Source organism: Hyphomonas polymorpha PS728 (genome assembly GCF_000685315.1).
In the GTDB taxonomy this organism is placed as follows: domain Bacteria; phylum Pseudomonadota; class Alphaproteobacteria; order Caulobacterales; family Hyphomonadaceae; genus Hyphomonas; species Hyphomonas polymorpha.
In genome coordinates, this window is the sequence record NZ_ARYM01000008.1 from 152,414 (window position 1) to 165,840 (window position 13,427).

General features: G+C 62.9%; 12 protein-coding genes and 1 tRNA gene. 12 read left to right on the forward strand and 1 reads right to left on the reverse strand.

Going from position 1 to position 13,427, the window contains the following annotated elements:
- Positions 1-66: 66 nt before the first annotated feature.
- From HPO_RS08570 to hflX, 6 genes are all read left to right on the forward strand, one after another.
- Complete coding sequence (locus HPO_RS08570) at positions 67-2,343, forward strand: HAMP domain-containing histidine kinase (RefSeq protein ID WP_051612463.1); 2,277 nt, start codon at positions 67-69, stop codon at positions 2,341-2,343.
- A gap of 13 nt (positions 2,344-2,356) precedes the next feature.
- Entirely contained in the window at positions 2,357-3,742 is a 1,386-nt protein-coding gene (ntrX, locus tag HPO_RS08575; protein ID WP_035597027.1) for a nitrogen assimilation response regulator NtrX, read from the forward strand.
- A gap of 24 nt (positions 3,743-3,766) precedes the next feature.
- Entirely contained in the window at positions 3,767-5,140 is a 1,374-nt protein-coding gene (gene trkA / locus HPO_RS08580) for a Trk system potassium transporter TrkA (protein WP_035597030.1), read from the forward strand.
- Between the two features lie 3 nt (positions 5,141-5,143).
- Positions 5,144-6,550, forward strand: a complete 1,407-nt coding sequence (locus tag HPO_RS08585) for a potassium transporter TrkG (protein ID WP_035597033.1) — start codon at positions 5,144-5,146, stop codon at positions 6,548-6,550.
- A gap of 81 nt (positions 6,551-6,631) precedes the next feature.
- The gene (hfq, locus tag HPO_RS08590) at positions 6,632-6,880 is read left to right on the forward strand and encodes an RNA chaperone Hfq (RefSeq protein ID WP_035597036.1); all 249 of its coding nucleotides are present in this window, start codon (positions 6,632-6,634) and stop codon (positions 6,878-6,880) included.
- Between the two features lie 6 nt (positions 6,881-6,886).
- A complete protein-coding gene (hflX, locus tag HPO_RS08595) occupies positions 6,887-8,221 on the forward strand; it encodes a GTPase HflX (RefSeq protein ID WP_035597039.1) in 1,335 nt (444 codons plus the stop codon).
- A 6-nt stretch (positions 8,222-8,227) separates the two neighbouring features.
- Here hflX and mazG read toward each other — a convergent pair whose 3' ends face one another.
- The gene (mazG, locus tag HPO_RS08600; protein WP_035597042.1) at positions 8,228-9,055 is read right to left on the reverse strand and encodes a nucleoside triphosphate pyrophosphohydrolase; all 828 of its coding nucleotides are present in this window, start codon (positions 9,053-9,055) and stop codon (positions 8,228-8,230) included.
- A gap of 158 nt (positions 9,056-9,213) precedes the next feature.
- Between mazG and HPO_RS08605 the strand changes: the two genes are divergently transcribed.
- From HPO_RS08605 to HPO_RS08630, 6 genes are all read left to right on the forward strand, one after another.
- Complete coding sequence (locus HPO_RS08605) at positions 9,214-10,086, forward strand: 2-dehydro-3-deoxygalactonokinase (protein ID WP_035597045.1); 873 nt, start codon at positions 9,214-9,216, stop codon at positions 10,084-10,086.
- A gap of 36 nt (positions 10,087-10,122) precedes the next feature.
- Positions 10,123-11,001 carry an SMP-30/gluconolactonase/LRE family protein gene (locus HPO_RS08610; RefSeq protein ID WP_035597048.1) on the forward strand — a complete coding sequence of 293 codons (879 nt, stop codon included), beginning with the start codon at positions 10,123-10,125 and terminating at the stop codon, positions 10,999-11,001.
- 142 nt (positions 11,002-11,143) lie between these two features.
- A complete protein-coding gene (gene secE, locus HPO_RS08615) occupies positions 11,144-11,362 on the forward strand; it encodes a preprotein translocase subunit SecE (protein WP_035597051.1) in 219 nt (72 codons plus the stop codon).
- A gap of 44 nt (positions 11,363-11,406) precedes the next feature.
- A complete protein-coding gene (gene nusG / locus HPO_RS08620; RefSeq protein ID WP_035597054.1) occupies positions 11,407-11,949 on the forward strand; it encodes a transcription termination/antitermination protein NusG in 543 nt (180 codons plus the stop codon).
- Between the two features lie 84 nt (positions 11,950-12,033).
- Positions 12,034-12,110, forward strand: a tRNA-His gene (locus HPO_RS08625).
- 636 nt (positions 12,111-12,746) lie between these two features.
- The coding region (locus HPO_RS08630) for an outer membrane protein (protein ID WP_035597171.1) at positions 12,747-13,427 on the forward strand (681 nt) is incomplete at its 3' end.

The window sequence follows — 13,427 nt, forward strand, 5'->3', positions numbered from 1 at the left end:
GCGGGCGGGACACTGATAGTGTGTCCCGTTTGCAACGGGGCGGGGCCCCAACAGAACCGGAACTGAGTGTCGACCACAGCTAACTCACAGGCCAACAAGGCAAGCTGGGCCCTGTTTGAAGGGCTTTTCATCATCGCGGCCCTGGTCGCGGTGTTTGCGACGTTCATTGCCATTTCCGGCGTTGTTCCCGACGACCCGACCGCCGGCGCCACCCCCTGGCTGCTGGGGCTGAACTTCATCCTCCTGACCGTCCTCGCCATCATCGTGACGCGGGAATACCTGCAGATCCGTGTCGGCAAGGAAGATGGCAGCGGCAAGCTCGCCCGCCGCTTCGTGCTGCTGTTCGGCTTCTCGGCGCTGATTCCGGCCATGGTGGTTGCGGTCTTCATGGGCACCTTCATCACCCGCGGCCTCGACCGCTGGCTGGGGGAGCGCGTCGATCATCTGATGGAGCAGAATGCGGAAATCTTCCGCACCTATGTGGAAAACTTCCAGGCCACCTTCGATTCCGACATGCGCCTGGCGGCCATGGATGTGGAAAGCTTCGCGCGGCAGGTGGACAAGAGCCTCGAAATCGCCCCGCCCACCGAAGACGGCGACGGGGCGATCTATGATTATGCTTCGGCCACCTTCTTTGACGGGCTGCGCTCGGAACTGGCCAGCCGGGAATTCCTGACCATCGCCATTCTCGGCGCCGACGGGGTAGACCTTGTGGCCGAGGCGAGCGTTCAGGAGCCGATCCTGCTGCTGCCGCCCAAGTCTGCCTATGTCGAGGCCGATCAGGGCTCGGTGGCAACCACGCTTTACGAGGCGCGCGGCATTGCCACCGCGCTGATCCGCATTTCGGCGCCCACGGACGGGTACATCTATGCCGTGAAGGTATTCGACCGGAACGCGGCGCGCTCGCTGCGCGAAGCGGAAGCGGCGCTGGAAGAATACTACGCCGCCAAGCGCAGCGGCGGGCGGCTGCAGCTGATCTTCGTGATCGGCTATGCCCAGATTGCCGGTCTTGTGCTGCTGCTGGCGGGGCGTTTGGGGCTTGAGGCGGCGGGCCGGGTCACCGGGCCCATCGGACGCCTGGCATCGGCGGCGCATACCGTGCGCGACGGCGATCTCAGCGTGCGCGTGCCGGTCACCGGGCCAGTCGATGAACTGCACGCCCTGGCGCATTCCTTCAACGCGATGACCGAACAGCTCGCCACCCAGCGGGAAGACCTCATCCGTGCCCGGAACGATGAGGAAGACCGCCGCCGCTTCGTCGAGACCCTGCTGGCAGAACTGGGCGCCGGGGTCATGCGCGTGGGTCCCGATGGCCTTATCAGCCTGGCCAACCGGTCGGCGGCGGAACTCCTGGGCCTCACGGGGCAGATGGAAGGCGCGCCGCTGTCGGACGTGGCACCGCAATTTGAACGCTATGTGCGCGACACGATCGAGCGGGACGCACCGGTGGACGCCACGCTGGACATCACCGTGGGCGGTGAAACCCGCAATATTCGCCTCAAGACGGCCATGGGGCCGGAGGGCGGCTGCGTAATCACCTTCGACGACACGACCCGCCTCGTGAATGCCCAGCGCCAGCTGGCCTGGCGAGACGTGGCGCGCCGCATTGCCCATGAGATCCGCAATCCGCTGACGCCGATCATGCTGTCTACGGAGCGTCTGAAGCGCCGTTATGGCCCGAAGATCGATGATCCCGATGGCGTGTTTGATCGGTGTATCGAGACGATCCTGCGCAAGGTGGATGACATCGCACACATGGTGGAGGAGTTCTCTTCCTTCGCCCGGATGCCCAAGCCGAGCGTGGCGCCGTTTGACATGCGCCCGCTGCTGCAGGGGGCGATCTTCTCGCAGACCGTCGTGTCGCCCGACATCGAAATCGAGATGGATACAGATCTCGAAACCGCGCCCTTCCTGGGGGATGAGCGCCTGCTGGGCCAGGCTTTCGGAAACCTCCTGAAGAACGCCGCCGAGGCCATCGAAGGCCAGTCGGTGGGAGATGATGTGTCCGGCAATATCCGTATCATCCTGCAGAAGGATGCGCGCGGTCTGGAGATCATCATCGAGGACAACGGCCCCGGCTTCCCGGCCGAGGTGCGCAACCGCCTGCTGGAGCCCTATGTGACGACGCGCGAGAAGGGCACGGGGCTTGGCCTTGCCATCGTGAACCGCATCATCGTCGATCATGGTGGCTCAATTTCCCTGCAGAACCGTCCTGACGGCCTGCGCGGCGCCCGTGTGCGCGTGCTGCTGCCGGAAAATGGCGCGCTGGCGATGCAGTTTGAAGACATGTCGATAGAAGAGGCAGGCGCCGAAGGCCGCGTGCCCTACCCGTTGAATTTGTAGAGGAGAGACGTGCATGGCACTCGACATCCTGGTAGTTGATGATGAGCCCGATATCCGTGAACTGATGGCCGGTGTGCTGGGCGATGAAGGCTATGCCGTCCGCACCGCTGACACGGCCGAACGCGCGCTGGAGGAAGTGCGCTCGCGCACGCCCCGGCTCGTGATCCTTGATGTCTGGCTTCAGGGCAGCGGCATGGATGGTCTTTCCGTGCTGAAATATCTGAAGTCGATCGACCCGATCCTCCCGGTCATCGTCATCAGCGGCCACGGCAATATCGAAACGGCAATCGCCGCCATCCGCCGCGGCGCATTCGACTTCATCGAAAAACCCATCAAGGCTGATCGTCTGATGCTGGTGGTGGAGCGCGCCATTGAGGCCGCCGCCCTGCGCTATGAGAACGCCGCGCTGCGCAACCGCACGGGCGATGAGGAGCGCTGGATCGGCAACAGCCAGGCCGCCGCTGCCCTGCGCGCCTCGCTGGACAAGGTCGCGCCGACCAATTCCCGGGTTCTGATTTCCGGTCCGGCCGGGGTCGGCAAGGAACTCGCCGCCCGTCTCATCCACAAGAACTCCGCCCGGGCCGATGGGCCGTTCGTGGTAGTGAACGCCGCCACGATTGCGCCCGACCAGATGGAGATCGCCCTCTTCGGCGAAGAGGACCAGCAGGGGCGCACCGTCCGTGTCGGCCTGTTCGAGCGCGCGCATACGGGCACGCTGCTGCTGGATGAGGTGGCTGACATGCCCATCGGCACACAGAACAAGATCCTTCGTGTGCTGACCGAGCAGCGTTTCCAGCGTGTGGGCGGCCGGTCTGATGTGACGGTCGATGTCCGCGTGATGGCGGCGACGACGAAAGACCTCAAGGCCGAAATCGACGCCGGCAATTTCCGCGAAGACCTGTTCTACCGCCTCAGCGTCGTGCCGCTGCGCGTGCCCTCCCTGTCGGAGCGGCGGGACGATATCGTGGAACTCGCCAACTATTTCTGCGAGCGCATCGCCGAAACGTCCGGCCTCACCTATCGCAGCTTTACCCAGGAAGCGCTCGCCGTGCTTCAGTCGATGGAATGGCCGGGCAATATCCGCCAGCTGCGCAACCTGGTGGAGCGTATCCTCATCCTGTCGCCCGCCGATTCCGCCCGGCCGATCAGCGTGGACGAATTGCCGCGCGATCAGGGCCGGGGGCCGTCTCCGGCGGCCAAGGCAGGCTCTGCAGAGTTGGTTGGCCTTTCCCTGCGCGACGCGCGCGAGCAGTTCGAGCGGGAATATCTTACCCTGCAGATCACCCGTTTTAACGGAAATATCTCGCGAACTGCCGAGTTCATCGGTATGGAGCGGTCAGCACTGCACCGAAAATTAAAGGCTTTGGGGATATCGACGGGCGTTCGTCAGGATTCCTGAGCCAGACGCTGAAGGCTTGAAGATATGCACGTTCTGATCTGCGGCGCCGGGCGGGTAGGGCAGGGCATTGCCCGCCGCCTTGCTCGGGAAAAGCACGAGATCACCATTATCGACGAAAGCGCCGATCTTGTGGATCAGGTGTCCATTGACCTGGATGTGCGGGGGATTGTCGGTCATGCGGCGCATCCTGATGTGCTCAAGCGCGCCCGCGCGGCAGACTGCGAGATGATCATCGCCGTCACGCATTTCGACGAAATCAACATGGTGATCTGCCAGATCGCCCACACGCTGTTCTCGGTGCCCTTCAAGATCGCCCGCGTGCGCGACCGGTCCTATCTGGAGCCGGCCTGGAAGAACATCTTCTCCCGCGAGGGCCTGCCCATCGACATGGTGATCTCGCCGGAGGCTGAAGTGGGCGACGCCATCCTCCAGCGGTTCCGCACGCCCGGCACGATCATGAGCGCGAATTTCGCCGGCGGGCAGATCAAGCTGCTCGGCTTCGAACTGCGTGCCGACAATCCGCTGATCGATGTGGCGGTTGACCAGTTCAAAGGTCTGTTCCCGGATCTTTCCGCGCGCATCATCGGCATCGGCCGGGGGGACGCGGTTCACGCCCCGCGCGGCAAGGATGTGCTCAAGCCCGGCGACCGCGCCTATATCGCGGTTTTCGATGCCCATGCCAGCCGCCTCACCTCCATCTTCAACACCGAACAGAGCCGTCTCGATCACGTCGTCATTGTGGGCGGCGGCAATGTCGGCCTGCATGTGGCCAAGATGCTGGAGAAGGAAAGCCATATCCGCGTCCGCCTGATCGAGCGGGACGGCGAGCGCGCCAACAAGGCCGTGGCCGCCGTCAAGCGCTCCATCGTCATCCAGGGCGATGGTCTGAACCCGGACATTCTCGCCGAAGGCGGCGTGGACCGGGCGGATTTCGTCATCGCCATTACCGATGATGACAAGGCGAACCTCCTGATCTCCAACCTCGCCAAGCGCGCCGGTGCCAAACGGGCGCTTGCCCTCATCAATTCGCCCGAACTTGCCGGCCTTGCCTCCGACATGCGGGTGGACACCGTGCTCGACCCGCGCGCCCTGACTGTTTCACAGATCCTGATGCGCATGCGCCGGGGCCGTATCCTCAACCTGCAATCGCTGGAAGACGGCATGGCGGAAGTGGCCGAGGGCATCACGCTGGAAACCTCTTCGCTGATCGGCAAGCCGCTCGGCTATGATGATCTTCCCGAAGGCATGACGGCGGCCGCCGTGGTGCGCGGCAACCAGATCATCATGGCCGATGAAGACGTGACCGTGCGCCCGGAAGATCATCTCATCGTCTTCTATGAGGCCGAGATGGTGCGCACGGTCGAAAAGTTCTTCCGGGTTAACCCGGATTATTTCTGATCCATGAATTATTCGTCGGTCGTCCGTGTTCTTGGCCTGCTGATGCTTATCCTGGCAGGCTGCGCGGCTTCGGCGGCCCTGCTGGCCTGGGCGATGGGCGAAACCCAGCAGATCATTTCCTTCGGTGCCACCGCGCTCGGCATTTCGGTTTTCGCGTCCAGCGTTCTGCTGCTGGCGCCAAAACCATCCCGCCGCGCGCGCCCGTCTGATGCCCTGGCCGTTGTGCTGCTCTGGTGGTTTCTCTCGCCGGTGGCAGCAGCCATGCCCTTCGTGTTCGGCGTGGCCAACAATTCCGTTGCGGTCGCGTTGTTCGAGGCAGCTTCCTGTCTCACCACCACGGGGCATTCCATTCTGGGCTTTTCCGAAGCCTCCTGGCCCATCAGCCTGCTTTACTGGCGCGGCATCCTGCACCTGCTGGGCACCTATGCGGCCGTCGTGATGGCAGCCGGCGTGTTCGCGGCGATCAATCTCGGCGGCCCCGGCGTTCACCGCACGGTGCTGTTCACCGTTCCGGACGCCAGCTATTTCGATGCCATGCCCCGCATCTGCGCCGGCGTCGGCCTGATGCTGGGCATTTCGGTCAGCTTCATCCTGCTGCTGCTGTTGATGGCGGGCGTGCCGCCTGTGCGGGCGCTGGCTGATGCGGTCAGTGTCATCTCTACCGGCCTTGTTCTGCCGGATGCGGAAACCTTCCTGCCGCCCAATCCGGTGGCGAGCTTCATATTGGCCGTTGGCCTGGCCATCGGCGCGCTGGGCCTGGCCGTGTGGCTGCCCTTGCGTATCGGCGCTGTGCGTTCCGCGATCACGGACCCCGAAACGGTGGTCTTTTTGCTGTTGATGCTGATCTTTGCGGCCGCAACCCTTCCGCTCGGCGTGTCGATGATGAATGGCCTCGGCTGGTCCCTGTCCAGCCTGTCGACGTCCGGCATCCCGCTCTCGGCCGGGGCGCGCGACGCGGAGATCCCGCTGACGCTTGCCGTGCTGCCCGCGCTGATCGGAGGCTCGGCCCTCTCGGCGGCGGGCGGGATCAAGATTGCGCGCTTCATCGTGCTGGGGCAGCGTGCCGGGCAGGAGTTCCGCCAACTCGGCTATCGCCGCTCAATCCTCAGCTTCCGCTTCCGCGACCGCGAGCTGGACGAGCGCAGCGTCATCGGCGTGTGGGTGTATTTCATCGTCTATGCGGGGGCGGTCTTCTCGGTGATCGCGGTGCTGGCCTTCCTCAACGTGCCTTTCGAGGAGTCGATTCGGCTCTCCATCGGCGCGCTGACCAGCTCTGGCGGGCTGATTGGGCAGGCTACAGACAATCTGGGTCCGGTGGGTCAGATCCTGCTCAGTATTGCCATGGTTTTAGGCAGGGTTGAAATTCTGACCGTGTTACCGGCTCTTTCCCTAAGCTTCTGGCGGGGGTAAAGGGGGAACACCCTTGCGCAGGGTAAACAATGACATTAGCTGCGCAGGATAAGACAACAAAAAACAAGAAAGAAAAAACTGATGTCCGCCGATAAGAAGCAAAACCTCCAGGACACTTTCCTCAACGCCGTCCGCAAATCGCGCACCCCGCTCACCGTCTTCCTCGTCAACGGTGTAAAGCTTCAGGGTGTTGTCACATGGTTTGACAATTTCTGCATCCTCCTCCGGGGTGACGGACGCCCGCCGCAGCTGGTCTACAAGCATGCCATCTCGACCATCGCGCCCAGCGCGCCGGTCCAGCTCTTCGATGAGGAAATGGACGGAGACTGATCCCGTTTGACTGAAAAACTGATTGACCGCCTTCCGGCGCCGGAAATTGCCGGCGTCGTGATCCCGTGGTTCACACCGAGGGACCGGCCGGGTCCGGACCGTTTGTCCGAAACCGCCGGTCTCGTCGAAGCCCTTGGTTGTGAGCTGGGCTTCATCCGGCCTGATCATGTCCGTGAAGTGAATTCTTCCTTCCTGCTATCGGGTGGCCTGCTTGACCGCATGGCGAATGACATTGCCGAGACGAACGCCACGCTCGCCGTCATCGACGCCTCGCTGACCCCCGTTCAGCAGCGCAACCTTGAAAAGCGCCTCGGCGTGAAGGTGATCGACCGGACTGGCCTGATCCTCGAAATCTTCGGTCTGCGCGCGCGCACCAAAGAGGGCCGCCTGCAGGTGGAACTTGCGCGCCTGCTTTACGAGCGCTCACGTCTCGTGCGCACCTGGACCCACCTTGAGCGCCAGCGCGGCGGCGGGGGCTTCCTCTCCGGTCCCGGCGAAAGCCAGCTTGAGGCAGACCGCCGGATGCTGGACGACAAGATCGTCCGTCTGCGGCGTGATCTGGATGACGTAAAGCGCACCCGCGAAGTGCAGAGGGCAGGGCGCCGGCGCTCCGGCAAACCTGTCATTGCGCTCGTCGGGTATACGAACTCTGGCAAGTCTACCCTGTTCAACCGGCTGACCGGGGCCGATGTGTTCGCCAAGGACATGCCCTTCGCCACGCTCGACCCGACCATCCGCCGGCTGGATTTGCCCACCTTGGGCGAAGCCGCGCTGATCGATACCGTCGGCTTCATCACCGATCTGCCCACCCACCTGATCGACAGTTTCCAGGCGACGCTTGAAGAGTCGCTGCAGGCGGACCTGCTGGTGCATGTGCGTGACCGCGCCAGCGCGTCGGATATGGAGCAAGCCGAAGATGTGGCGCTGGTGCTGGAGCGGCTGGAAACCGAATCCGGCCTGCCGTTGCCGCCGATGATTGAAGCCTGGAACAAGATGGATGCGCTCTCGCCGGAGCGGGCCGAATCCCTGTGCGCGCTTGCGGCGATCACGGATGATCCACCTGCAGCCGCTGTTTCCGCGCTCACGGGCGAGGGCGTCGACGGCCTGCTGGAATTGATCGAGAAATCACTTCTCCGGGGGCGGACGGAAATCCGCCTCACGCTCAGCCCTGCAGATGGCAAGGCGCGCGCCTGGCTGCATCAGCATGGCGAAGTCACCGCGGAAAACCAGCTCGACGATGGCGGTACGGAAGTTTCTGTCCGTGTCTCGTCTGAACGCCTCGGCCAGTTCCGCGCAGAGTTTCCCGAACTGGCGGCGAGCGCGTCGCTGGAGCAATCGTAGGCCCGTTTACCCCCGCTCTGCCTTTTTCACGCTCTGCCAGTAAGCTTCCTGTTCCTCCAGGCTGAGCGACGCAAAGTCCACGCTCGCCTCTGCCGCTGCCGCCTCCATGGCACGGAAGCGGCGTTCGAACTTTGCGTTTGCCCGGCGCAGGGCCTGTTCTGGGTCAACCGATAGCCGGCGGGCGAGATTGGCGGCCACGAACAAGAGGTCGCCGATCTCGTCTTCGATGGCGTCTGCGTCCCCGCTGGCCATCGCCTCTTTCACTTCGGCGGTCTCCTCCTCCAGCTTGTCGAAGATGTGGGCGGCCTCTGTCCAGTCAAAGCCTGTCCGCGCCGCCCGCTTCTGCAGCTTTTCGGCGCGCAGCAGGGCGGGTAGGGAAAGCGCCACACCGGCCAGCGCGCTGGTGTCCTCCGCCTTCTTGCCTTTCGCCGCGCGTTCGGCGGCCTTCACCTCTTCCCAGGCCACCGTCTGGCCTTCTGCGTCCCGGCCATCGGCGGCGACGAACACATGCGGGTGGCGGCGAATCATCTTGTCATTGATGGCCCCCACCACATCGGCCAGCGCAAAGGCCCCGGCCTCCTCGGCCATGCGGCTGTGGAAGATCACCTGGAACAGCAGGTCGCCCAGCTCCTCCCGCAGGTCGCTCATGTCGCCGCGCTCGATCGCGTCGGCCACCTCATAGGCTTCCTCGATCGTATAGGGCGCGATGGTCGCGAAGGTCTGTTCCAGATCCCAGGGGCAGCCGGTTTGCGGCGTGCGCAGCCGGGCCATGATGTCCACCAGCTTCAGAAGCGCCTGCGCGGCTTCTGCGGGTCTGGACTCGTTTGAAGACATGGCTGCTGCTCCGCCTGGCTGATCCTGCTACCCCGTGTTTAGGCCGCCGCTGCGCCGCAGCAAGAGCAATAGGGCATCTTGCGTCTTGCGCCGGAGCATTGGCTGGCCCACACCGGATGAGAAACGTCAGATGCGTCGGTCATCGGAAAGCAGTTGAGATGAAAGACAGCCTCGCGCTGATTGGCCTGGACTGGTCAGGCTCCCGGCTCTCGGCCTGGGCCTATGATGAGGAGGGAGAGATCCTGTCCTCTGCCGTGATGCACGAGCCGGAGCGAATCGCTGCGTCCGAATATCTCTCGCGCATCCGCTTCCATGTCAGCGAATGGCTGGGGGCGTGGCCGGACGTGCCGGTCATCGTGTCCGGCGATGTGGGTATTCTGTCCCAATCTGTCACCAACGTGTCCATTCCTGGTCCCCTGATGGCCCTGCCGGGTCACCTGATGGCGCGCGATGGCATCTGGATTGTGCCTTGGCTGCGCCAGCTTTCTCCGCCGGATATCTCGTGCGGCTCCGAGACCATTCTTGCGGGGCTCGGCGAAGATCACGCCGCTGTCTGCATCGCCGGCCGCCACACGCGCCACTATGATCTGGAACATGGCCGCATCCTTGGCCTCTCCACCGAAATCACCTCCGAGCTGCGAGACCTGCTGCTCACGGCCGGCGCTCTGGCGCTGAAGGACAGCCCCGCCCAGATCTTCGATCCGCGCGTCTTCCGCGAATGGGTAGAGCGCGCGCTCGATACCGAGGACGCGCCCCCGGTCTTTGCGGTCGAGGCGGCGATCTTCACCGGTCAGCTTGACCCTGCCTGCAAGGCGGCGGCGATTGTCGGCCTGCTGATCGGCGCCGATGTGGCGGCCCATTACGATCCCGGCGATGAAGTGCTGCTGGTGGCTGATGGTCCGCTGCGGGAGGCCTATGGCCTCGCCCTGGATGCCCTCGGCGCTGACGTTGATGAAATTTCCGCCAGTGAGGCGCTGCGGGAGGGCTTGTTTGAACTTGCCGATCTTGCAGGCCTTCTCGGCGAGGATTAATTCGCCCTTTCCATCCATTGCGACGGTCTCTCCGCCATGATCCTTTCCCCTGAATGCGTTGCGCCAACCGGCTGTATGCAGGGCGAGGCGCCGCTGTGGAGCCCCTCCGAGGGCTTCCTCTGGTGGGTCGATATCCGCCGGGCAAAATTGCACCGCTACAATCCCAAGACCGGCAATACCCGCCGCTATGACCTGCCGGTGAAGGCCAGCAGCCTGGCGCTGTATGGCGGCCATCTGCTGATGGCGGCTGACCGGGAGATCGGGTTCTTTGATCCGGCCAACGAAGCCTATGAGCGGCTTTGCACCCTGCCGGATGAACCGCCCACCAACCGCACCAGTGATGGCGGCGTGGCGCCGGATGGCTCCTTCTGGTTCGGCACGATGGACGAGGCCGAGCGCGACCCGAGCGGGGTCTATTACCGCTATGGCCCCGACAAGACGGTGGCGCCGCTGCGCCTGCCATCGGTGCTGGTCACCAAGACCCTGCAGTTCTCGCCGGACGGGCGCACCTTCTACACCTGCGACAGTGCCGAGGCGGAAATCCTGGCCTTCGACGTGAACCCCGAGACGGGCGCGCTTTCAGGGCGGCGGACCTTTGCGTTTACGCATGAGCTGGGCGGCCTGCCCTATGGCGCGACGGTTGACAGCGAAGGGGGCCTCTGGGTGTGCCTGCATGGCGCGTCCCGCGTGGCACGGTTTGCGCCGGATGGAATGCTCGACAAGGTCATCATCCTCGCCGCGCCGCTGCCTACCGGCTGCGTCATCGGAGGGCAGGACATGCGCACCCTTTTCATCACGACGGCCAGAACCGGGCTCAGCTTCCCGCAGCTGGACGCACGCCCACTCTCTGGCAGTCTGTTTGCTGTGGAAGTCGATGTGCCCGGCCTGCCACCCAGGGCTTTCGGCAAGGTTTAGGGCAGGGCGGGGCTTGTTTCGGAGGGCAACTCACCGCACATCTGCAGCGGGTTGGCGCTCCTGAAGAGGAGTTCCATGCATATTTGCCGTGGACGCGGGCGCCCAAAAGGGCTAATCGCCCGCCTTTCAAGTGAGTGGTGACATGGCCGTTAAGGACCAGAAGGAAAAGAAAAAGCGGGTTGGACCGGTTACATTCCTGCGCCAGGTGCGTGCGGAAGGTAACAAGGTGACGTGGACCTCGCGCCAGGAGACGATCCAGGCGACGATTTTCGTGCTCATCATGTCGATCCTGATCGCGATATTCCTTTTCCTGACCGATACAGTCATAACCCTGTTCGTGAATTTCGTACGCGGCGCCTGATGGCTGCCGTGACGCTAACAGACTTTCCGGAGCGCGTTCGCCCCATGCCTGATGCCAAGTGGTACATTGTCCACGCCTATTCCAACTTCGAAAAGAAGGTGGCCGCCACGATTCGCGAACAGGCGGAGCGCAAGGGCCTGCTGCACCTGATCGAAGAGATCGAAGTGCCGACTGAAGAAGTCGTCGAGGTTGCCCGCGGCAAGAAGAAGACGGTCGAGAAGCGGTTCTTCCCCGGCTATGTGCTGATGAAGGCCCAGCTGACCGACGATATCTATCACCTCGTCAAGGACACGCCGAAGGTTTCCGGCTTCCTCGGTGCTGAAGGCGGGAAAAAGCCGCTGCCGGTCCGTCAGAAGGAAGTTGACCGCATTCTCGGCAAGTCGACCGATACCTCGGCCGAGCGTCCGCGTCCGAAGGTCAGCTTCGAGATCGGTGAGCAGGTTCAGGTCAATGATGGTCCGTTCCAGGGCTTCGAAGGGGCTGTCGAGGAAATCGACGAGGCGCATGGCCGCCTGAAAGTTACCGTTTCGATCTTCGGCCGGGGTACCCCGGTTGATCTTGAGTTCGACCAGGTTGTGAAGATTTGATCATTTTTCGGCAGGGGAGAGGCTTCGGGCCGCTTCTCTCTGCTTGAAACCCTTTTCCGGTAGCTGTATGTCGCCGGAACAGATGCCGCCTTAGCTCAGTTGGTTAGAGCGCTGGTTTGTGGAACCAGAGGTCCTCCGTTCAAGCCGGAGAGGCGGTACCATCTCTCCCCTTCCTTCCAGTTTTGTTGATGTAAGTGCCGGATCGTCTGGCCAGCGCCTTGCTCTGTCGCGGGCAGGGCGGCGAACCATCTGGGGCTCAGCTTTCTCGCTTAGGTTGCCGACCCTGTATGCGGGTTTGGGTTAGCGCTGCGCGGGGTATTTCCCGTCTCTGTTCTGCGGCGAGGCGGCCGATGGTTTTGCCTGATGTGGATCCTCGATCACTGCCGCTTCAGCAGCCTTCTTTCCGGAACAGAAGTCGTGGCTCAGCCGTTAAGCGGCTGCAGGGCTGATTCGGCGGCGAATCTGCTTCTGGCACGAAATCCGGTCTCTCGAGCGGAGGCTGTGGAATGCGGCCGAAAATCAAAAAATTTGTCTCCGGGCTGGAACCAACGCCCGGATCACGGCGTTTGTGATTTGTCGTTCAGCGTACGTTAACAATGCGTTGTTTGACGGCTATGGTGACCTGTTGCAAAAGGGTCTCGGTAAGCGAAAATTTCCACCGCATTCGGGGGTAATCGGACTAAAAATGCTCGCGGACGGCGGAAAAAACGTTTAACACCAAAGCATGCGGTTGATACCCGCTATGAACCTGCGGCCGAGGACAATCCCGTCATTCGGCACACAAAAGGGGATTGAGTATGAAGAAAACTCTGTTGTGCGCGACTGCCGCGGCCGCTTTTGCGACTGCTGGCGCCACGGCGCACGCCGAAGACGGCTGGTATTCGCGCGCCGATATCCAGTATTCCTTCGACGGCACTGTTGATCACGATCCGACGGCAGCCTTCAACGGCTCGATGGTCGGCGACTCGTCGGTTTCCGAAAACCTCGGCCTCAGCGTTGGCCTCGGTTATGGCTTCGCCAATGGTCTGCGCCTTGAGGGCGTGCTCGGCCAGCGCGGCGGTGATCTTGATGTCCCGAACGGCATCAACGGCACGCTGACCGGCGCAACGGCTGCGCCTGCTGGCTACGCCAGCGTCACTGACCTGATGGTCAATGGCCTTTACGACTTCAACAAAGGTGGCTCGATCCAGCCTTACATCGGTCTCGGTGTTGGTGGCGCGCGCGTGGATGCAAAAGCATCCAACCGTACGTTTGCGGCTGGCGCCGCAGCAAACGGCTTCTCCGACAAAGCTTCCGGCATCGCCTATCAGGGCTTGCTGGGCGTCGGCTTCAAGCTGTCTGAGCGTCTCACCATGGACGTCGGCTACAAGTACTTCACTGTTGAAGACCTCAACTTTGATGGCAAAGCAGGGACCGCTGGTTCTTATGACGTAGACTACCAGGATCACACCGCGACCCTGGGCGTGCGTTATTCGTTC